Here is a 20,597-nt window from a genome sequence, read left to right as displayed (position 1 = left end):
TATCATTTATAGGTGAAAATTATGGTGGAATCTTCCACGTTTGAAAATGCCTGGCTGAAGGATTATTCCGCGCTAAGCCGTGGTTTCCTCTTTACCTCGCCGTGGCGTAGTTTGGCAACGCAAGGATGCTATACCACCATTACCGCGCCGGTACATGACGCCGCGTCGCTGGACGGTGATTTCCAACAACAGCTGCGTCAGCATTTTGCGACGGCGAAAAAACAGGGCATCGACAATCCGATTCTGGTCGGCGCGATCCCGTTTGACGTCAGCCAGCCGGCTGCGCTGTTTATTCCTGAAACCTATCAGACGTTTAACCGCGCCGACCTGCAAAGCGCGCTGCCGCAAAACGTCAGCGATCTGCCGCAGGTGCGTCGCCGCGCAGCGATACCGGACCACGACGTATTTACCACCATGGTGGCCGATGCGGTGGCGGCCACGCAGCGCGGCGATCTGGATAAAGTGGTGCTGTCGCGTCTGATGGATATCGTCACCGAACAACCGGTTGATACAGCCGCACTGATGCAGCGCGTGATTGCGCAGAATCCCAACAGCTACCATTTCCATCTGCCGCTGCCGCAAGGCGGTGCGCTGATTGGCGCCAGTCCGGAGCTGATGCTGCGCAAACAGGGGCGCGATTTTAGCTCTTGTCCGCTGGCGGGCTCGGCGCGGCGTAATCATGACGATGCTCAACAGGATCGTGCTGCGGGCGATACGCTGATGGACTCCGGCAAAGATCGTCATGAACACAAACTGGTGACCGATGCGATGCGCGACACCTTGCAGCCGCGCAGCCGTTTGCTGTCGGTGCCAACTATTCCATCGCTGATCACCACCGCCACGCTGTGGCATCTCGCCACGCAAATTGACGGTGAAGTGCAGGATGAGCGCGAAAATGCGCTGTCGCTGGCTTGCCTGCTGCATCCAACGCCAGCGTTGAGCGGCTTCCCGCATCAGCGCGCACAGCAGCTCATTCAGCAGCTGGAACCTTTTGATCGCCAACTGTTTGGCGGCATCGTCGGCTGGTGCGATAGCCAAGGCAACGGCGAATGGGTCGTCACTATCCGCTGCGGCACCGTACAGGGTACGCGCGTGCGCCTGTTTGCTGGCGCGGGCATTGTCGCCGACTCCCAACCCGAATCAGAGTGGCGTGAAACCGGCGTGAAGCTGGACACCATGTTGCGCGCCTTTGGACTGCAATAAAGGAAAGAGCATGAGCATTCCCTATACTCGCTGGCCGGACGATCTGGCTGCGCGCTACCGCGAAAAAGGTTACTGGCTGGATGTGCCGATGACCGATATTTTGGCGCGTCATCAGCACAACGATGCCATCGCGGTGATTGATGGCGATCGTCAAATCAGCTATCGCGAAATGGATGTGCTGAGCAGCAATCTGGCCGCCGCGCTGCAGCGTCGTGGCCTGCAAAACGGCGATACGGCGCTGGTGCAGCTTGGCAACGTGGCTGATTTTTATGTCACGGTATTTGCGCTGTTTAAGCTCGGCGTGGCGTCGGTATTCGCGCTGTTCAGCCATCAGCGTACCGAGCTGAGCGCCTATGCGGCGCAGATCGAACCTAAGCTGCTGATTGCCGATCGCACCCATGCACTGTTTGCTGACGATAGCTTTATCAGCACGCTATGCGATGCGCAGCCTTCACTGCAACAGGTGATTCTGCGTAATGACAATCAGCCGGAAAACACGCTGGAATCCTTGATGGCGGAAGCTGCGGGTGATTTCGTCGCCACGCCAACAGCCGCCGATGAAGTGGCGTTTTTCCAGCTCTCTGGCGGCAGCACCGGCACGCCGAAGCTGATTCCACGCACCCACAACGACTATTACTACAGCATTCGCGCCAGCGATGAGATCTGTGAAGTCACCGCCGATACGCGCTATCTCATCGCCCTGCCCGCACCGCATAACTTCGCTATGAGCTCACCGGGCTCGCTCGGCGTATTTTATGCCGGTGGTCAGGTGATTCTGGCCGCCGATCCCAGCGCCACACTCTGTTTCCCGCTGATCGAGAAGCATCAGGTCACCGATACCGGTTTGGTGCCGCCGGCGGTGAGCTTGTGGTTACAGGCGATTCAGGAATGGGGCAGCAATACACAGCTGGCCTCACTGCAGCGTATTCAGGTGGGCGGCGCCAAACTGGGCGAAACCCTGGCGGCACGTATTCAGCGCGAAATCGGCTGTCAGCTGCAACAGGTGTTCGGCATGGCCGAAGGTTTGGTGAACTACACCCGCTTTGGTGACGATGAGAAAATTATTCTCACCACACAAGGCCGCCCGATCTCTGAAGACGATGAAGTGTGGGTCGCCGATGAACAGGGCAATGCGCTGCCTACCGGCACCATCGGCCGCCTGATGACGCGCGGACCTTATACCTTCCGTGGCTACTACAAGAGCCCGGAACATAACGCCGCCAGCTTTGACGCCAACGGATTTTACTGTTCGGGCGATCTGATTGAGATCGACGCCCAGGGCTACATCACCGTGCAAGGGCGCGAAAAGGATCAGATCAATCGCGGTGGCGAGAAGATCGCTGCGGAAGAGATTGAAAATCTGCTACAGCGCCATCCAGATGTCATCCACGCCGCGCTGGTGTCGATGAACGACGAACTGATGGGTGAAAAGAGCTGCGCCTTTATTGTCGCCAGCCAACCGATTAAAGCAGTGGCGCTGCGTCGTCACCTGCGCGAACTGGGCGTGGCCGAGTTCAAATTACCTGACCGTATTACCTGCGTAGATGCCCTGCCGCTTACGCCTGTCGGCAAGGTGGATAAAAAACGTTTACGCCAACAGCTTGCCGATCAACAAGCGCAAGCCTGACCTGTTCCGGAGATTGTAATGGCTATTCCAAAACTGAACTCTTATGCGCTGCCTGCAGCGACTGAACTGCCAACTAACAAAGTAAAGTGGGCGGTTGAACCTCAGCGCGCCGCGCTGCTGATTCACGATATGCAGGCTTATTTCCTTAATTTCTGGGGCGAGAACAGCCCGCTGGTAAATCAGGTGGTGGAAAACATCGCTCGCCTGCGTGCTTACTGCAAAGCGCAGGGCATTCCGGTGTTCTACACCGCTCAGCCGAACGAGCAGAGCGATGCCGATCGCGCGCTGCTTAACGACATGTGGGGACCGGGCCTGAACAAACATCCCGATCAACAGAAGATCGTTGATGCGCTGGCACCGGATCAGGACGACCAGGTTCTGACCAAATGGCGTTATAGCGCTTTCGTACGATCACCGCTGGAATCGATCCTGCAGGAGATGGGCCGCGATCAGCTGATCATCACCGGTGTGTACGCACATATCGGCTGCCTGACCACCGCGACTGACGCCTTTATGCGTAATATCCAGCCATTTATGGTGGCGGATGCGCTGGCCGACTTCACGCGTGAAGAGCACATGATGGCGCTGACTTACACTGCGGGTCGCAGCGGTAAAGTGGTAATGACCGCCGATCTGATGCCGCTGCCGTTGAGCAAAGATGATCTGCGTGCGCTGATTCTGCCGCTGCTGGAAGATGACGATGTGCCAGCAGATGACGAGAACCTAATCGATTACGGTCTGGATTCGGTACGCGTAATGGCGCTGGCGGCGCGCTGGCGCCAGGTGCACAGCGACATCGACTTCGTCAGTCTGGCAAAAAATCCGACCATTGATGGCTGGTGGGCGCTGTTATCAAGGGTGCCGACTAAATGAGTGCGACGTTCGATTTTAGCGGAAAGATCGTTTGGGTGACCGGCGCGGGCAAAGGGATTGGTTATCACACCGCGCTGAGCTTCCATCAGGCGGGCGCGCAGGTTATTGGCTTCGATCTGCGTTTTGATCAAACCGATTATCCGTTCGCCACGCAGGTGCTGGATGTAGCGAACGCCGCCGAGGTGAAAGCGGTTTGTCAGCGTTTGCTGGCGGACCAGCCACGTCTCGATGTGCTGGTGAACGGTGCCGGCATCCTGCGTATTGGTAGCACCGACGAACTGTCGTTCGAAGATTGGCAAGCGTGTCTGGCGGTGAATGCCGGCGGCGCGTTCAACATGTTCCAGCAAACCTTGCCGGTGTTTCGCCAGCAGCGGGCGGGCGCGATTGTCACTATCGCCTCCAATGCCGCGCATGCACCGCGTCTTGGCATGTCCGCTTATGGCGCTTCCAAAGCCGCACTGCGCAGCTTGTGTCTGACCGTGGGTTTAGAGATGGCGCCGTTCGGCGTGCGCTGCAATATCGTCTCGCCAGGTTCCACCGATACCGATATGCAACGCAGCCTGTGGCATACACCAGAAGCCGAACAGGAGATGATTAATGGTTTCCCGGATCAGTACAAGCTGGGGATCCCGCTGCGCAAGATCGCTAAACCGCAGGAGATCGTCGCGAACGTGATGTTCCTCGCTTCAGATCTTGCCAGCCACGTAGTACTGCAGGATATTGTGGTCGACGGTGGAGCAACGCTAGGATCCTAAGTGATGGCAATCTGGAAACGATCGGTCGATCTTGAAACGCTGAATAAGATGGGTGAGAACTCGCTGGTGGCGCACCTTGGTATTGTGTTTACCACCATCGGCGAAGATTACCTCGAAGCCACCATGCCGGTGGATACTCGCACGCAGCAGCCGTTTGGCCTGCTGCACGGCGGTGCTTCGGTGGTGCTGGCGGAGTCGATGGGATCGATCGCCGGGTATCTCAGCATCGAAGAAGGCAAAAGCGTGGTGGGCATTGAGGTGAGCGCCAGCCACCATCGCGCGGTGAGCAGCGGTGAAGTGCACGGCATTTGCCGCCCGCTACACCTTGGTGCGCGTAATCAAAGCTGGCAGATCGAGATTCGTAATGCCCGCGATCAGCTGTGCTGCACCTCGAGATTGACGGTGGCGGTGCTGGGTTAAGACATAAAAAAAGCGGCCTTCTGGCCGCTTTTTTGTGCGATTAACGCTGGTAAATGATTTCGACGCCTTCGTCGTCTTCTTCGTCCCAGTCGTCATCCCAATCGTCGTCTTCTTCCACTTCCTGCGCAGTTTCCATGGCTTCACGATGATAATCATCCCACATGAAGGCCACTTTCTCTGGCTCTTTAGCTTCTTCTTCGGCTTCTTTTGGATTTTCGATGATAAAGCTCATCACATCCCAGCAAAGATCTTTCACGCCATCATGGCTAGCCGCAGAGATTAGGTAATATTTTTCTTCCCAGCCTAATGCTTCCACTACCGCTTTGGCACGGCTTTCCGCTTCTTCGCGGCTCAGCAGGTCACATTTGTTGAACACTAACCAACGCGGCTTCTGGAAAAGTTTATCGCTGTATTTCTCCAACTCGCCGAGAATGATGCGGGCATTTTCGACCGGATCAGATTCATCGATTGGGGCAAGATCGATCAGGTGCAACAGCACGCGACAACGCTCAAGGTGCTTCAGGAAGCGAATACCCAGGCCTGCGCCATCCGCTGCGCCTTCAATCAGGCCAGGGATATCAGCGACAACAAAACTCTTTTCGTTGTCCATGCGGACTACGCCAAGGCTTGGCACCAGCGTAGTAAACGGATAATCCGCAACTTTTGGTTTCGCCGCGGAAACCGAGCGAATAAAGGTCGATTTACCGGCATTCGGCAGACCCAGCATACCAACGTCAGCCAGCAGCATCAGTTCTAGTTGCAGGTCACGCTTCTCGCCCGGTGTTCCCATGGTTTTTTGACGCGGGGAACGGTTAACAGAGGATTTAAAGCGCGTGTTACCAAGGCCATGCCAGCCGCCTTTCGCCACCATCAGCTTCTGCTCATGACGCGTCATGTCGCCCAGCGTTTCACCTGTACCCTGATCAATGACGCGGGTACCAACTGGCACTTTAACGATGATGTCTTTACCACGTTTACCGGTGCAATCACGGCTTTGGCCATTCTGGCCACGTTCGGCACGGAAAGACTTTTCAAAGCGATAATCGATCAGGGTGTTGAGGTTTTCATCCGCCAACAGATATACGTCGCCGCCGTCGCCGCCGTCGCCGCCATCCGGGCCGCCTCTTGGAATATATTTTTCACGGCGGAAGCTTACGCAACCGTTGCCGCCATCACCCGCGACCGCAAGGATCGTCGCTTCATCTACAAACTTCATTTTATTTCTCCGTCACGCTGTCGTTCACGGCAGCTTGCAGGCCGCAAACGGGTCCGCCAGGGTCTTCTGCGCTGACCGACGGCGGATAATACAAGATTGGCAAAGCCAAGAGTACATAAATTGTACAACAACTGTGCTAAAGCGTAACTGTTATCCAGCAAGCTCAGTAGCAGAATGTAAAAAGCCCCGCAAAGCTGCGGGGCCTTTCATTCGTGTATTCAGACGTTAGACGCCTGCAGCACGACAACCTTACTCAGCAACGATGCTGATATATTTACGGTTGTTCGGGCCTTTAATCTCGAATTTTACTTTGCCGTCTGCGGTGGCAAACAGGGTGTGGTCACGACCACAACCTACGTTGCTACCTGCGTGGAATTTGGTGCCACGCTGACGAACGATGATGCTACCTGCCAGAACAGATTCGCCACCGAAACGTTTTACACCCAGACGTTTTGCGTTGGAGTCGCGACCGTTACGGGTCGAGCCACCAGCCTTCTTATGTGCCATTTGTCAGATCTCCTCTTACGCGCCGATCACAGTGATTTTCACATCTGTGAACCACTGACGGTGACCAGCTTGCTTACGGTAGTGTTTACGACGACGAAACTTAACGATTTTAATTTTCTCGCCACGACCGTGAGCCACAACTTCTGCCTTGATCACACCGCCTGAAACCAGTGGCGCGCCGATTTTCACGTCTTCGCCATTTGCGATCATCAGAACCTGGTCAAACTCAATGGTTTCACCGGTTGCGATGTCCAGCTTTTCCAGGCGAACGGTCTGACCTTCGCTTACTCGGTGTTGTTTACCACCACTTTGGAAAACCGCGTACATATAAAACTCCGCTTCTGCGCGTGCCTTTCTTGTTCATCAGGCGGCGCGATAAATATTCACAATAGGGCGCGAATTCTACGCAATACTCCAGCAGAAGACAAGAGCACTTTGCACTCTCTTGCAGAAAAAAAGCGCAAGGCGAATGCAAACGTTTCGCAACCCGATTTTTCAAGTACAATCAGTAACAGATTACCTGAACTCACGCTGTTTAAAGCGCTTACCATGCAAAAAACGAGTAAAGCTGAAAAGACGAATGAACTTAGAACAGATTAATGAATTAACCGCGCAGGACATGGCGGCCGTCAACCAGACCATCCTCGAGCAGCTGAATTCAGAAGTCTCACTGATTAACCAGTTGGGCTATTACATTATCAGCGGCGGGGGCAAACGCATCCGTCCGATGATCGCTGTGCTGTCGGCACGCGCGCTGAATTATCAGGGATCGTTGCACATCACCAATGCGGCGCTGATCGAATTTATCCATACGGCTACGCTGCTGCACGATGATGTGGTGGATGAATCCGATATGCGCCGTGGCAAAGCCACCGCGAACGCCGCGTTTGGTAATGCGGCTAGCGTGCTGGTGGGCGATTTTATCTATACGCGCTCATTCCAGATGATGACCAGCATGGGATCCTTAAAGATCCTGGCGCTGATGTCCGAAGCGGTCAACGTGATCGCCGAAGGGGAAGTGCTGCAGTTAATGAACTGCAACGATCCCGACATCACTGAAGAGAGCTACATGCGGGTGATCTACAGCAAAACCGCCCGCCTGTTCGAAGCAGCTTCGCAAGCATCGGCGATTTTAGCTGATGCGTCGCCAGCGCAGGAAAAAGCGCTGCAGGATTATGGTCGCTATCTTGGCACCGCTTTCCAGTTAATTGATGATTTGCTGGATTACAGCGCGGATGGCGAAACGCTGGGTAAAAATACCGGTGATGACCTGAGCGAAGGTAAACCGACGCTACCGCTGCTGCACGCGATGCACAACGGAACGCCTGAACAGGCGCAGATGATCCGCAAAGCCATTGAAGAAGGTAACGGTCGTCACCTGCTGGAACCGGTGCTGGCAGCGATGCAACAAACTGGCTCGCTGGAATGGACGCGCAAACGTGCTGAAGAAGAGGCGGATAAAGCTATTTCAGCACTGCAAGTATTACCCGAAAGCCCGTGGCGCAGCGCACTCGAAGCCCTGGCGCACATGTCAGTACAACGCGACTTCTGATTTTAACGGGGCCTGCATTGGTCCCGTTTCCTTTCTCACTCTTCTCCCCCTTTTACTTACATCGCTTGCATCGCTTTTGCGAAAAGCGACGCAGTTTCGTGCGCCGTTCAAACATTTACTGGAAATTAACTGGAAACATTTGCTATAAAAATGCGGGTTTTTTCCAGATATCTCTGCAACGGGAAAGCTTTTTCTGCGGAGATGAAGTAATAACACGGACACGGAGAAGAAAGTTATGTACCCAAGGAAAGTGGATTGGCACCCGGCAGATATCATTGCTGCATTACGTAAGAAAGGCACATCACTGGCAGCGCTGTCACGTGAATCAGGGCTTAGCTCGTCAACATTGGCCAATGCGCTGTCGCGTCCCTGGCCCAAAGGCGAGTGGCTAATCGCCAATGCAATCAAGGTGCATCCGGCAGAGATCTGGCCGAGCCGATATTATGATCCTTTTACCGGCCTGCTGATGGATCGCAAAAAGCGCATACGATCGACCAGGGATCGTAAAAAGATCTGAGTGTGCTGCAGATGAAAAAAAACCAGCCGCGTTACCGTGACTGGTTTTTTAATGCGCAAAAGCAGAATTATTCGCCGCTTACGCGCTCGATATTTGCACCCATCGCTTTCAATTTATCTTCGATATGCTCATAGCCACGGTCGATGTGATAGATACGATCGACTAACGTGGTGCCTTCAGCAATACAACCCGCCAGCACCAGGCTCGCTGATGCACGCAGATCGGTAGCCATCACCTGCGCACCCGACAAGGTTTCAACGCCATGACAAATCGCAGTGTTGCTTTCGATTTCCGCATGCGCGCCCATACGAATCAGTTCAGGGATATGCATGAAGCGGTTTTCGAAGATGGTTTCGGTAATCACACCGGTGCCTTCTGCCACCAGGTTGAGCAGCGTGAACTGCGCCTGCATATCAGTTGGGAAGCCCGGATGCGGCGCCGTGCGGATGTTCACCGCTTTTGGACGCTTGCCGTGCATATCCAGGCTGATCCAATCTTCGCCCACTTCGATCTCTGCACCAGCCTCACGCAGTTTAGACAACACCGCATCCAGCGTATCAGGCTTAGTGTTGTGGCAAACAACTTTGCCACGTGAAATCGCTGCTGCGACCAGGAAAGTACCGGTTTCGATACGATCTGGCAGAACGCGATAAACGCCGCCGCCCAGACGCTCAACACCTTCGATGGTGATTTTGTCTGTGCCCGCGCCCGTGATTTTCGCGCCCAGCGTATTGAGGAAGTTTGCCGTATCGACAATCTCCGGCTCACGCGCGGCGTTCTCAATAATGGTGATGCCGGTAGCCAGCGTAGCAGCGCTCATGATGGTGACGGTAGCGCCAACAGACACTTTATCCATCACGATGTGCGCACCTTTTAGGCGGCCATTAACAGAAGCTTTAACGTAGCCTTCTTCCAGCTTAATTTCTGCACCCAGCTGTTCCAGGCCAGTAATATGCAGATCGACCGGACGCGCACCGATAGCGCAACCACCCGGCAGTGAAACCTGGCCCTGACCAAAGCGCGCCACCAGCGGACCCAGCGCCCAGATCGAAGCACGCATGGTTTTCACTAAATCGTATGGCGCACTGAAAACATTAACTTCGCGAGCATCAACGTGGACCGAACCATTGCGCTCAACGCGCGCACCCAGCAGATTCAGCAGCTTCATGGTGGTATCGATATCACGCAGCTTCGGTACGTTCTGAATCTCTACCGGCTCTTCAGCCAGCAGTGCAGCAAACAGAATCGGCAACGCAGCATTCTTCGCCCCGGAAATGGTCACTTCACCACTTAAACGAGTGGGGCCTTGCACACGAAATTTGTCCATTAACACGGCTCTCAATTATCTATCAATAAAACAACCGGTGAGGCACTTAGAAACCGTTGAGTTTACGGTCGCGCGCCCACTCGGCTGGGGTATAAGTTTTGATGGAAACCGCATGAATACGGTTATCCGCAATATATTCCATCAGCGGCGCATACACAGCCTGCTGCTTCTTCACGCGGCTCAGTTCGCCGAACATTTCGCCCACCGCGATGACCTGAAAATGGCTGCCATCGTTGCTGAGTACGTGTACTTCTTCTAATGCCAGCGCCTGCATCAGCACGGCCTGAACTTCACTATTTTCCATTGCTCGTTACTTCGCTTAATAATAATAAGGTTGCCATCTTAGAGGAAAGCGCCTGACTCTTAAATACGCAAAAGCCCCTGAAAAAATCAGGGGCTTAGCTTCGACATCCGCAGATCAGGCGATTTTTTCCGCAGAAACAATAATCTGCTGCAGGTTATACAGCGTGATCAGCGACTGGAGTTTATCGGAGACCCCAGAGAAAAGTGGCGCGCTGCCTTGGGCTCGCGCGATTTCACGCAGATGCACCAGCAGCGCTAAACCCGCTGAATCCACCCTTTCCAGCCCGGCAACATCAATGGTGGTGATATCCGCCACCGCAGTTTCGCGTTCCTGCCACAAGGTCAGCAAGGTATCACGATCTAATTTGCCGCTTAGGGCCAGCGTGCTGGCAGTACGCTGCCAGCGTAACGGTTCACTCATTATTGCTTTTTATCCAGGGTGATCGGCTGTGCTGCATAGACTTTCAGCTGAGCCGTCAGGCCATCAATGCCTTTGGTGCGCAACAGATCGCCCCACTCATTCTGTTTGGTGGTGATCATGCTGATGCCTTCAGCCACCATGTCATACGCCTGCCAGTTGCCGGTCTGGCTGTTCTTACGCCACTGGAAATCGAGACGCACTGGCGGACGCCCGTTCGGATCGATAATGGTGACGCGAATCGCCACGATATTGGCATCGCCAATCGGCTGTTCCGGCTGGATTTGGTAAGTTTGACCGTTATACAGCGCCAGCGCCTGGCCGTAAGCCTGCGCCAGATAATCACCGAACGCGGCAAAGTAGGCATCACGTTGCGCCGGTGTCGCATCACGATAATAGCGACCGAGAACCAACGCACCGGCATATTTTACCTGCACGTACGGCATCAGTTCCTGACGCACCACTTCACGCAGATAGTTCGGATCCTGCTTAATCTTCGGCTGTTCGTTTTTCAGACGGGTAAAGGTCTTATCCGCCGCTTCGTTCATCAGCTTGTAAGGATTAGTTTGATCCGCTGCGGCGTTGGCTGCCAGCGGTGCGATTGCCAACACAGCAATCATCAGTAAACGTTTAAACATCATGTTTTACCTCGTAGGTTATTCCGTTGTTGCAGGTGCTGCTGGTGCGCTCTCCGCGCCCTGGGATTTGTTGTCGGGTTTGTTATCGCCGCTCTTATAGAGGAATTGACCGATCAGGTCTTCCAGCACCAGTGCCGATTTGGTGTCACGCAGGGTGCCGCCATCTTTCAGCATCGATGAGCCAAGCTCGGGATCGTCAAAACCTAAATTCAACGCCAGGAACTGCTCACCAAGCAGACCTTGGGTGCGGATGGCTAATGAGCTGGTGTCTGGAATCTTATTGGCGAATTTATCGCTGATATCCATGGTTACACGCGGTGAAAGAGTTTTCTCATCCAGCGCGATATCTGACACCCGACCAATTAGCACGCCGCCAATTTTTACCGGAGAACTGACTTTCAGTCCGCCGATATTATCGAAGGTGGCATACATCTTCCACGTCGGTTCGGTGCCGATTGTTTTGAGATCGGCGACGCGTAGGGCGAGGAATAATAGCGCCAGCAGCGCAGCCAGCATGAAGACGCCAACCCAGATTTCGTTTTTCTTGCTTTGCATTGCATCAATTCCCAAACATCAGTGCTGTCAGCACAAAATCCAAACCGAGTACCGCCAGTGAAGCATGCACCACGGTACGCGTCGTCGCCCGACTGATCCCTTCCGAGGTCGGGATGGCATCATAGCCATTAAATAGCGCAATCCAGGTTACCGTAACGGCAAAGACCGCGCTTTTGATCATGCAGTTAACGACATCAGTGCGGAAATCCACCGCGTTCTGCATCGCCGACCAGAAGAAACCCGGATCGATCCCTTTCCAGCTCACGCCCACCAGCGCGCCACCGGCAATACCGACGGCGGTAAAGATCAGCGCCAGCAGCGGCATGCTGATAAAGCCGGCCCAGAAGCGCGGTGATACCACACGACGTAACGGATCGACGGCCATCATCTCCATGCTGGAGAGCTGTTCGGTGGCTTTCATCAGCCCGATTTCAGCGGTTAACGCTGAACCTGCACGGCCTGCAAACAGCAACGCCGTGACGACCGGACCGAGTTCTCGCAGCAGCGAGAGCGCCACCAGCATGCCAAGGCTGGTTTCAGCATTGTAGGTGGTGAGCACCAGATAGCCTTGCAGACCCAGTACCATGCCAATAAACAGGCCGGATACCACGATGATCAGCAAAGATAACACGCCCACGCTGTAGAGCTGTTTTACCAGCAGCGGCGCATGGCGACGAAACGCCGGCTTACCCACCAGTGCATGAAATAGCATGAGGCCTGCGCGGCCAAAAGCGGCACAGGTATTAATTCCCTGACGTCCAAATGACGCTAGCGCCTGTAACAACATCAGTTTACGTTCTCCCTGAGCGGGTCAAGTCGCTGAGATAATCGCCAGCGGCAAAGCGAAACGGCACCGGACCATCCGCATGACCCTCGATAAACTGGCGCACACGCGGATCGGGATTTTCCCGAAGTTCCGGCGCGCTGCCCTGAGCAATAATTTTTTGTCCGGCAACAATATAGGCATGATCGGCAATGCTCAATACCTCAGGCACATCGTGTGAAACCACAATGCAGGTCAGGCCCAAAGCATGATTCAGTTCGTCAATTAACTTCACCAGTACACCCATGGTGATCGGATCCTGGCCGACAAAAGGCTCATCGAACATGATCAGTTCCGGTTCCAGCGCGATAGCACGCGCCAGCGCCGCACGCCGCGCCATACCGCCAGAGAGTTCGGCAGGCATCAGTTTCGCAGCACCACGCAATCCCACCGCTTCCAGCTTCATCAATACGGTGCTGTGCAACAGTTCTGGCGGCAACTGCGTATGTTCACGCAACGGCCAGGCAACGTTTTCATACACGTTGAGATCGGTAAACAGCGCGCCTGACTGAAACAGCATGCTCATTTTTTTACGCGCTTCGTACAATTTCGTGCGGGAAAGCGTCGGGATATTCTGATCGCGGAACCAAATCTCGCCTTTGTCGGGCTGTAATTGCCCGCCAATCAGACGTAAAAGCGTGGTTTTACCAATTCCGGACGGCCCCATAATCGCGGTGACTTTGCCGGCGGGTACCGTTAACGAGATATCGTCAAAGATTGTACGATCTCCGCGCGTGAAACTGACGCCACGAACCTCAACCAGATTCGTTTGCTGCTGGATCATCTTTACCTCTTTATGCGGATCGGGCGCTATCAAAGCGGTGGATGGTAGCCTGGTAGCCTCGAATGCACGATAGTTTTACAGAAACTTACCCACTTAGTGTGGCGAAAACGGCCTTAAAATTTACTTTTGCCTCTCAGACAGTCAAAATCAGCGCCTGTTAGTGCGTGCAGAATGTTTTTACCTGTCGGACAAGGTTCGCCGACACCTCCATCCATCAAGGATTTTTAATGTTCGTAGCCTCTGCCTTGCTGTTTATCGGATTGATTTTACTGGTTTACGGCGCCGACCGTCTGGTATTTAGCGCCGCGATCCTCTGTCGATCCTTTGGCATCCCACCGCTGATCATAGGTATGACGGTGGTGAGCATTGGCACATCATTGCCGGAATTGATCGTCTCATTTTCAGCTGCGCAGCATGGACAGATGGATTTAGCGGTCGGCACTGCGCTGGGCTCGAACATCACCAACATTCTCTTGATTCTGGGTGGCGCAGCGTTGCTCCATCCATTGACAGTACACTCCAATCTGATTCGGCGCGAACTGCCATTAATGCTGCTAGTCTCACTGCTCAGCGGCATCATGCTGTTTGATAATCATCTGAGTCGTCTCGATGGCGTTGCGCTACTACTGATCGCGCTGGGTTATCTGCTGGTGGTGATCCGCATTGCTCGCCGTGCTGAACGTGATAATAACGACACGCTAACCCGTGAACAGCTGGCCGAATTGCCGCGCGATGAAGCCGGCAACACCGTGGCCTTTCTGTGGCTGGCAGTCGCGCTAATTATTCTGCCGATGTCAACGCGGATGGTGATCGACAACGCCACCGTCTTTGCCGACTACTTCGGTGTGAGCGAACTGGTGATGGGCCTGACGCTGATTGCCGTCGGCACCAGCTTGCCCGAACTGGCCACCGTTGTGGCCGGCGCGCTGAAAGGTGAGGACGATATCGCTATCGGTAACTTGATCGGTGCCAACATTTTCAATCTGGCGATTGTGCTCGGCCTGCCAGCGCTGATTCATCCCGGTAGCGTTGATGCGCATGCCTTCGCGCGTGATTACTGGGTGATGCTGGCGGTGAGCGTGCTGTTCGCCCTGCTCTGCCTGCTGCGCAAACGCCGTATTGGCCGTATCGCAGGCACACTATTATTAGGTGGTTTTATCGCGTGGGTGCTGTGGCTGTGGCTTAGCCCCATGCTTATCACAAGCTATTAAGGACGGACTGACCATGTCACATCAGCAACCGGATTTCGATTTCCAGCAAGCAGGTAAAGCGGTGCTGCGCATCGAACGCGAAGGGCTGGAGCAGCTTGATCAATATATCAATGACGATTTCGATCGCGCCTGCGCGATGATCTTTGCCTGCCGTGGCAAAGTGGTGGTGATGGGCATGGGCAAATCCGGACATATCGGTAAAAAGATGGCCGCGACTTTTGCCAGCACCGGAACGCCCTCTTTCTTTGTGCATCCCGGTGAAGCCAGCCACGGCGATCTCGGCATGGTCAGCACCAATGATGTGGTGATAGCGATTTCCAACAGCGGTGAGTCCGGCGAAATCCTTGCGTTGGTGCCGGTGTTAAAGCGCCAGAAGGTGCAGCTGATTTGTATCACCGGCCGCCCGGAAAGCGCGATGGGCCGCGCGGCGGATGTGCATCTGTGCGTGAAAGTGCCGCAGGAAGCCTGTCCGCTCGGCCTGGCGCCGACCACCAGCACCACCGCGACCTTAGTCATGGGTGATGCGCTGGCCGTGGCGTTGCTGGAAGCGCGCGGATTTACCCAGGAAGATTTTGCGCTGTCGCATCCCGGCGGTGCGCTGGGCCGCAAACTGCTGCTGCACGTCAGCGATATCATGCACAGCGGCGATGAAATCCCACACGTCAGCCGTGATGCCTCAATGCGCGATGCACTGCTGGAAATTACCCGCAAGAATCTTGGTTTAACGGTAATTGTTGATGACCTGATGAAAATCGAAGGCATCTTCACCGATGGTGACTTGCGCCGCGTGTTCGATATGGGCATTGATTTCCAGAAAGCCACCATTCAGGAAGTGATGACCAGCGGCGGTATTCGCGTACGCCCGAATATGCTCGCGGTCGATGCCCTTAATCTGATGCAAAACAAAAACATCACCGCCCTGCTGGTGGCCGATGACGATCGCCTGCTCGGTGTGGTACATATGCATGACATGCTGCGCGCTGGCGTAGTCTGAACAGGAAGAAACAATGAGTGCTGAAACGGCGATGGTCGAGACTTGCTACGGTCCGGTGAGCGCGGACGTCATGGCGCGTGCTGCGAAGATTCGCCTGCTGATTTGTGACGTCGATGGCGTGATGTCGGATGGCGTGATTTACATGGGTAACAGCGGTGAAGAGTTGAAAGCTTTTAACGTGCGCGATGGTTATGGCGTGCGTTGCCTGCTGACCTCCGGCATCGAAGTGGCTATTATTACCGGCCGCAAAGCAAAACTGCTGGAAGATCGCTGTAAGACGCTCGGCATTACGCATCTTTACCAGGGACAATCGGATAAGCTTTTGGCCTGGCGGGAACTCCTGGATAAACTGTCATTAACCGCCGATCAGGTCGCCTATATTGGCGATGACCTGATCGACTGGCCGGTGATGGCGCAGGCGGGTTTGAGCGTGGCCGTTGCCGATGCCCACCCGATTTTACTGCCGCGCGCGCATTATGTTACCCGCATTGCCGGTGGCCGCGGCGCTGTACGTGAGTTGTGCGATCTGATTTTGATGGCGCAGAACAAATTTGAGGATGCCAAAGGGCAATCAATATGAGTAAGAGCAGGCGTTGGATGACGCTGATCCTGGCCTTGATCGCCTTAGTGCTGATCGGCTGGAATCTCACCAACCAGGATGACGACAGAACGCCGGTGGCGACCAACGATCAAGCGCCGACCTACACCAGCGAGAAATCGAACACGGTGGTGTATAACCCAACAGGCGCGCTGGGCTATAAACTGGTCTCCGATAAAGTCACCTACTTTGCTGCCGATGAGATAAGTTGGTTCGATAATCCGGTGATGACCACCTATGACGTAAACAAAGTCGCGACATGGTCGGTGCGCGCCGATAAGGCAAAGCTGACTAAAGATCGTATGCTTTATCTTTATGGCAACGTTGTCGTCAATACCCTGACGCAGGATTCACAGCTTGAGCGCATCCTTACCGATAACGCTCAGGTTAATTTGGTCACCCAGGATGTGACATCTGACGATCAAGTCACCCTTTTTGGCCGCAGTTTTAATTCCACTGGCATGAAAATGCGCGGCAATTTACGGACGAAACACGCTGAGCTGCTTGAAAAGGTCAAAACTTCCTATGAAATTCAAAATGAACAAAAATAGCCTTAAGTTATTGCTGGTAAGTACGCTGCTGGCAACGAGCCTGCCTGCGCTGGCATTAACCGGTGACTCAGACAAGCCGGTGAATATTGACTCCGTCAACCAGGCGCTAGACCTGCAGGGCAACGTCGCGACCTTTACCGGCAACGTGATTGTGACCCAGGGTTCCATCAAGATTACCGCCGATAAAGTGGTCGTCACCCGTCCGGGCGGCGATAGCAAGAAAACCATCGTTGATGCTTACGGCACGCCAGCGACCTTCTATCAAATGCAGGATAACGGCAAGCCGGTGCAAGGCCACGCCAGTAAACTGCACTATGAATTGGCGAACGATTTTGTTGAGCTGACCGGTAATGCCTTCATTCAGCAGCAGGACAGCAACATCAAAGGCGACCGCATCACTTACCTGGTGAAAGAGCAGAAGATGCAGGCGTTCAGCCAGGGTGACAGCAAGCGCGTGACCACCGTTCTGGTTCCGTCGCAGCTGCAGGACAAAAACGGTTCGTCCGCGAGCCCTAAAAAGAGTAACTGATTGCTATGGCTACACTAATCGCTGAGAACCTGGCGAAAGCCTACAAAGGCCGCCGCGTGGTGGAAGATGTTAGCCTGCAGGTAAAATCCGGCGAGATTGTCGGCCTGCTGGGCCCGAACGGTGCCGGTAAAACCACCACCTTTTACATGGTGGTGGGAATTGTGCCGCGCGATGCGGGCCGCATCGTGATTGATGATGAAGACATCAGCATCCTGCCGCTGCATGCGCGCGCCCGTCGCGGTATCGGCTATCTGCCGCAGGAAGCCTCGATCTTCCGCCGCCTGAGCGTGTACGACAACCTAATGGCGGTGCTGCAGATCCGTGATGATCTGACAGAAGAGCAGCGTCAGGATCGTGCCAACGAGCTGATGGAAGAGTTCCATATCGGCCATCTGCGCGACAGCATGGGCCAGGCGCTGTCGGGTGGTGAACGCCGTCGTGTGGAAATTGCTCGCGCGCTGGCCGCTAATCCGAAATTCATCCTGCTGGATGAGCCTTTTGCCGGTGTTGACCCCATTTCGGTTATCGACATCAAGAAAATCATCGAGCATCTGCGTGACAGCGGCCTTGGCGTGCTGATTACCGACCACAACGTGCGTGAAACCCTCGCGGTGTGTGAACGCGCTTATATCGTTAGCCAGGGTCATTTAATTGCCCATGGCACGCCTGATGAAATTCTTGTAGATGAGCAGGTTAAGCGTGTTTATTTGGGCGAAGAGTTCAGACTCTGATAAGGTGTCGTAACACCCTACGTTTGCTTAGGAAATTCTAACCGAATTATGAAGCAAGGTTTGCAACTCAGGCTCAGCCAACAGCTGGCGATGACACCACAGTTGCAGCAAGCCATTCGCTTGCTGCAACTCTCTACGCTTGAACTCCAGCAAGAACTCCAACTGGCGCTGGAAAGCAATCCGCTGCTTGAACAAACCGATCTGCACGAAGAAGTCGACGCACGCGAATTTCAGGAACAAGAGAGTGATTCATTAGACACGCGTGAAGCTCTTGAACAGAAAGACATGCCTGAAGATCTCCCGCTCGATGCCACCTGGGACGAAATCTACACTGCGGGCACGCCGTCAGGCACCGGCACCGATTACCAGGATGACGAACTGCCAATCTATCAGGGCGAAACCACGCAATCGCTGCAGGATTACCTGATGTGGCAGGTTGAGTTAACGCCGTTCACTGATACCGATCGCGCCATCGCTACATCCATTGTTGATGCCATTGACGACACCGGCTATCTCACCGTCAGCTTACAAGATATTTATGACAGTATTGGCGATGAAGAGCTAACGCTGGAAGAAGTTGAAGCCGTGCTCAAACGCGTGCAGCGTTTCGATCCGGTCGGCGTCGGTGCCCGTGATTTGCGTGATTGCCTGTTAGTGCAGCTTTCGCAATATGATGCCGCTACGCCCATGCTCGCGGAAGCGCGCCTGATTGTGAGCGAACATCTTGATCTGCTGGCCAACCATGATTTCCGCAGCCTGATGCGCGTAACGCGTCTGAAGGAAGAGGTGCTGAAAGAGGCGATGTTGCTGATTCAGTCACTCGATCCGCGCCCTGGCCAGTCAATCAATACAAGCGAACCGGAATATGTCATTCCCGATGTGCTGGTGCGCAAAATCAGCAAGCGCTGGACGGTTGAACTGAATTCCGACAGCATGCCGCGCCTGAAAATCAATCAGCAGTATGCTGCGATGGGCGGAGCTGGCCGTAACGAAAGCGATAATCAGTTTATTCGTAGCAATTTACAGGAAGCCAAGTGGCTAATTAAGAGCCTGGAGAGCCGTAACGACACGCTGCTGAAAGTGACACGCTGTATCGTTGAACAGCAGCAGGCATTTTTTGAGCAGGGTGAGGAGTACATGCGTCCAATGGTGCTGGCGGATATCGCTCAGGCTGTTGATATGCACGAATCCACTATTTCCCGCGTGACCACGCAAAAGTATTTACACAGCCCGCGTGGCATCTTTGAACTGAAGTATTTTTTCTCCAGTCACGTCAACACCGAAGGCGGTGGCGAAGCCTCGTCCACGGCGATTCGTGCATTAGTGAAAAAATTAATCTCGGCGGAAAACCCCGCAAAACCCTTGAGCGACAGCAAACTGACCTCCATGTTATCCGAACAGGGCATCATGGTAGCGCGACGTACGGTTGCTAAATATCGCGAGTCTTTATCTATACCGCCATCAAACCAGCGTAAACAGCTGGTTTGACCGAACGAAGAAGGAAGACCTATGCAGCTAAACCTTACCGGCCTTAATGTTGAAATTACCGAACCTCTGCGTGAATTTGTAAATACCAAATTTGCCAAACTGGAACACTATTTTGATCGTATCAATCAGGTTTATATTGTTCTGAAGGTAGAGAAGGTGACGCAGATTGCGGATGCAACACTGCACGTCAACGGCGGGGAGCTGCACGCCACATCGGAAGCGGAAGACATGTACGCGGCCATCGACGGGTTAATCGACAAGCTTTCCCGTCAGCTGACCAAACACAAAGACAAACTGAAAAAACACTAACCTTCACGCTTGCAGAGTGCTGACTGATTCGGCACTTAGAGCATAAATGGGGCGGATATTACCGCCCCGTTTTGTCATCTGCGCAAGCGCCAGCGGGCGAACGGCAATGAAATCAATCGCCTGAACCTCGCGGCTATGTGAACTCGCAAGTGAAACGATGATGAACAACGATCTAACACTGGAATTGAGCTCGGTCCTTTCACTGGACTGTACCCGTAGCGGCGTACACTGCCAGAGTAAAAAACGCGCGCTGGAAATTATCAGCGAGCTGGCAGCGAAGCAGCTCAATCTGCCGCACCAGACGCTTTTCGAAGCCATCCTGACCCGCGAACGTATGGGCAGTACCGGTATTGGCAACGGTATCGCCATTCCACATGGCAAGCTGGAGGAGGACACCTTACGCGCTGTCGGCGTGTTTATCAGCCTCGATCAGCCTATCGCTTTTGATGCGGTAGACAATCAGCCGGTTGACCTGCTGTTTGCCCTGCTGGTACCTGCGGACCAGTGTAAAACCCATTTGCACACGCTTTCGCTGGTTGCCAAACGTCTGGCGGATAAAACCGTCTGTCGTCGTTTGCGTGCGGCACAGAGCGACGAAGAGCTCTACGCCATTATCACAGAAGCTCAGGAAGCACACTCTTAAGCGAGAAACACTTTTACCGGCCTGT

At 54.2% G+C, this 20,597-nt stretch carries 26 protein-coding genes; 16 read left to right on the top strand and 10 right to left on the bottom strand.

Going from position 1 to position 20,597, the window contains the following annotated elements:
- Positions 1-21: 21 nt before the first annotated feature.
- The 5 genes from VIJ98_RS02400 to VIJ98_RS02380 are packed head-to-tail and all read left to right on the top strand — an operon-like array spanning position 22 to position 4,878.
- Positions 22-1,203: an isochorismate synthase gene (locus tag VIJ98_RS02400; RefSeq protein WP_323272070.1), complete on the top strand. Its 1,182-nt coding sequence runs from the start codon at positions 22-24 to the stop codon at positions 1,201-1,203.
- 10 nt (positions 1,204-1,213) lie between these two features.
- Entirely contained in the window at positions 1,214-2,830 is a 1,617-nt protein-coding gene (locus VIJ98_RS02395) for a (2,3-dihydroxybenzoyl)adenylate synthase (protein ID WP_323272068.1), read from the top strand.
- Positions 2,831-2,848: 18 nt separating this feature from the next.
- On the top strand, positions 2,849-3,703 hold the full coding sequence (locus tag VIJ98_RS02390) for an isochorismatase (RefSeq protein ID WP_091003749.1): 855 nt from the start codon (positions 2,849-2,851) through the stop codon (positions 3,701-3,703).
- Entirely contained in the window at positions 3,700-4,458 is a 759-nt protein-coding gene (dhbA, locus tag VIJ98_RS02385) for a 2,3-dihydro-2,3-dihydroxybenzoate dehydrogenase (RefSeq protein WP_154154497.1), read from the top strand. Before VIJ98_RS02390 ends, dhbA begins: the two co-directional genes overlap by 4 nt.
- Before the next feature lie 3 nt (positions 4,459-4,461).
- Complete coding sequence (locus tag VIJ98_RS02380) at positions 4,462-4,878, top strand: hotdog fold thioesterase (protein ID WP_154181731.1); 417 nt, start codon at positions 4,462-4,464, stop codon at positions 4,876-4,878.
- A 40-nt stretch (positions 4,879-4,918) separates the two neighbouring features.
- On the opposite strand, the gene cgtA is transcribed toward VIJ98_RS02380, so the two are convergent.
- The 3 genes from cgtA to rplU all read right to left on the bottom strand — a co-directional run bounded on the left by cgtA (position 4,919) and on the right by rplU (position 6,928).
- On the bottom strand, positions 4,919-6,094 hold the full coding sequence (cgtA, locus tag VIJ98_RS02375) for an Obg family GTPase CgtA (RefSeq protein ID WP_008104343.1): 1,176 nt from the start codon (positions 6,092-6,094) through the stop codon (positions 4,919-4,921).
- Positions 6,095-6,343: 249 nt separating this feature from the next.
- Positions 6,344-6,601 (bottom strand): 50S ribosomal protein L27, encoded by a 258-nt coding sequence (rpmA, locus tag VIJ98_RS02370; RefSeq protein WP_007886647.1) that lies wholly within the window; start codon positions 6,599-6,601, stop codon positions 6,344-6,346.
- A 15-nt stretch (positions 6,602-6,616) separates the two neighbouring features.
- Entirely contained in the window at positions 6,617-6,928 is a 312-nt protein-coding gene (gene rplU, locus VIJ98_RS02365; RefSeq protein WP_007886644.1) for a 50S ribosomal protein L21, read from the bottom strand.
- Between the two features lie 253 nt (positions 6,929-7,181).
- On the opposite strand from rplU, the gene ispB reads away from it, so the two are divergent.
- On the top strand, positions 7,182-8,153 hold the full coding sequence (ispB, locus tag VIJ98_RS02360; protein WP_008104346.1) for an octaprenyl diphosphate synthase: 972 nt from the start codon (positions 7,182-7,184) through the stop codon (positions 8,151-8,153).
- A 235-nt stretch (positions 8,154-8,388) separates the two neighbouring features.
- Positions 8,389-8,670, top strand: coding sequence for a helix-turn-helix transcriptional regulator (locus VIJ98_RS02355; protein WP_154154499.1), 282 nt, complete (start codon positions 8,389-8,391; stop codon positions 8,668-8,670).
- Positions 8,671-8,737: 67 nt separating this feature from the next.
- Here the strand turns inward: VIJ98_RS02355 and murA are convergent, their stop codons facing one another.
- The 7 genes from murA to mlaF form a co-directional block, all read right to left on the bottom strand.
- A complete protein-coding gene (murA, locus tag VIJ98_RS02350; protein ID WP_008104349.1) occupies positions 8,738-9,997 on the bottom strand; it encodes a UDP-N-acetylglucosamine 1-carboxyvinyltransferase in 1,260 nt (419 codons plus the stop codon).
- A 46-nt stretch (positions 9,998-10,043) separates the two neighbouring features.
- Positions 10,044-10,301 (bottom strand): BolA family iron metabolism protein IbaG, encoded by a 258-nt coding sequence (gene ibaG, locus VIJ98_RS02345; protein ID WP_008104351.1) that lies wholly within the window; start codon positions 10,299-10,301, stop codon positions 10,044-10,046.
- A gap of 114 nt (positions 10,302-10,415) precedes the next feature.
- Positions 10,416-10,721: a lipid asymmetry maintenance protein MlaB gene (gene mlaB, locus VIJ98_RS02340; RefSeq protein WP_258144450.1), complete on the bottom strand. Its 306-nt coding sequence runs from the start codon at positions 10,719-10,721 to the stop codon at positions 10,416-10,418.
- The gene (mlaC, locus tag VIJ98_RS02335) at positions 10,721-11,356 is read right to left on the bottom strand and encodes a phospholipid-binding protein MlaC (RefSeq protein ID WP_036648371.1); all 636 of its coding nucleotides are present in this window, start codon (positions 11,354-11,356) and stop codon (positions 10,721-10,723) included. Before mlaC ends, mlaB begins: the two co-directional genes overlap by 1 nt.
- An 18-nt stretch (positions 11,357-11,374) precedes the next feature.
- Complete coding sequence (gene mlaD / locus VIJ98_RS02330; RefSeq protein WP_008104357.1) at positions 11,375-11,911, bottom strand: outer membrane lipid asymmetry maintenance protein MlaD; 537 nt, start codon at positions 11,909-11,911, stop codon at positions 11,375-11,377.
- A gap of 4 nt (positions 11,912-11,915) precedes the next feature.
- Positions 11,916-12,698: a lipid asymmetry maintenance ABC transporter permease subunit MlaE gene (gene mlaE / locus VIJ98_RS02325; RefSeq protein ID WP_007886633.1), complete on the bottom strand. Its 783-nt coding sequence runs from the start codon at positions 12,696-12,698 to the stop codon at positions 11,916-11,918.
- 4 nt (positions 12,699-12,702) lie between these two features.
- Complete coding sequence (gene mlaF, locus VIJ98_RS02320; RefSeq protein WP_008104360.1) at positions 12,703-13,518, bottom strand: phospholipid ABC transporter ATP-binding protein MlaF; 816 nt, start codon at positions 13,516-13,518, stop codon at positions 12,703-12,705.
- Positions 13,519-13,745: 227 nt separating this feature from the next.
- Between mlaF and VIJ98_RS02315 the strand changes: the two genes are divergently transcribed.
- The 9 genes from VIJ98_RS02315 to ptsN all read left to right on the top strand — a co-directional run bounded on the left by VIJ98_RS02315 (position 13,746) and on the right by ptsN (position 20,572).
- A complete protein-coding gene (locus VIJ98_RS02315; RefSeq protein WP_008104362.1) occupies positions 13,746-14,729 on the top strand; it encodes a calcium/sodium antiporter in 984 nt (327 codons plus the stop codon).
- 13 nt (positions 14,730-14,742) lie between these two features.
- A complete protein-coding gene (gene kdsD / locus VIJ98_RS02310; protein WP_110868082.1) occupies positions 14,743-15,723 on the top strand; it encodes an arabinose-5-phosphate isomerase KdsD in 981 nt (326 codons plus the stop codon).
- Positions 15,724-15,736: 13 nt separating this feature from the next.
- Positions 15,737-16,303 (top strand): 3-deoxy-manno-octulosonate-8-phosphatase KdsC, encoded by a 567-nt coding sequence (gene kdsC, locus VIJ98_RS02305; RefSeq protein WP_154154508.1) that lies wholly within the window; start codon positions 15,737-15,739, stop codon positions 16,301-16,303.
- The gene (gene lptC, locus VIJ98_RS02300) at positions 16,300-16,872 is read left to right on the top strand and encodes an LPS export ABC transporter periplasmic protein LptC (protein WP_036648345.1); all 573 of its coding nucleotides are present in this window, start codon (positions 16,300-16,302) and stop codon (positions 16,870-16,872) included. The genes kdsC and lptC overlap by 4 nt, the downstream gene beginning before the upstream one ends.
- A complete protein-coding gene (gene lptA, locus VIJ98_RS02295; RefSeq protein WP_036648348.1) occupies positions 16,847-17,401 on the top strand; it encodes a lipopolysaccharide ABC transporter substrate-binding protein LptA in 555 nt (184 codons plus the stop codon). Before lptC ends, lptA begins: the two co-directional genes overlap by 26 nt.
- 5 nt (positions 17,402-17,406) lie before the next feature.
- Positions 17,407-18,132, top strand: a complete 726-nt coding sequence (gene lptB / locus VIJ98_RS02290) for an LPS export ABC transporter ATP-binding protein (protein WP_008104371.1) — start codon at positions 17,407-17,409, stop codon at positions 18,130-18,132.
- A 48-nt stretch (positions 18,133-18,180) separates the two neighbouring features.
- A complete protein-coding gene (gene rpoN, locus VIJ98_RS02285) occupies positions 18,181-19,620 on the top strand; it encodes an RNA polymerase factor sigma-54 (protein ID WP_154154511.1) in 1,440 nt (479 codons plus the stop codon).
- A gap of 21 nt (positions 19,621-19,641) precedes the next feature.
- Positions 19,642-19,929: a ribosome hibernation promoting factor gene (gene hpf / locus VIJ98_RS02280; RefSeq protein ID WP_008104375.1), complete on the top strand. Its 288-nt coding sequence runs from the start codon at positions 19,642-19,644 to the stop codon at positions 19,927-19,929.
- Positions 19,930-20,089: 160 nt separating this feature from the next.
- Positions 20,090-20,572: a PTS IIA-like nitrogen regulatory protein PtsN gene (gene ptsN, locus VIJ98_RS02275; RefSeq protein WP_175501705.1), complete on the top strand. Its 483-nt coding sequence runs from the start codon at positions 20,090-20,092 to the stop codon at positions 20,570-20,572.
- Positions 20,573-20,597 lie beyond the last annotated feature (25 nt).

It is taken from the genome of Pantoea sp. S18, assembly GCF_045689705.1.
Classification (GTDB): Bacteria; Pseudomonadota; Gammaproteobacteria; order Enterobacterales; family Enterobacteriaceae; genus Pantoea; species Pantoea symbiotica.
This window is presented reverse-complemented; position numbering and strand designations above follow the sequence as displayed.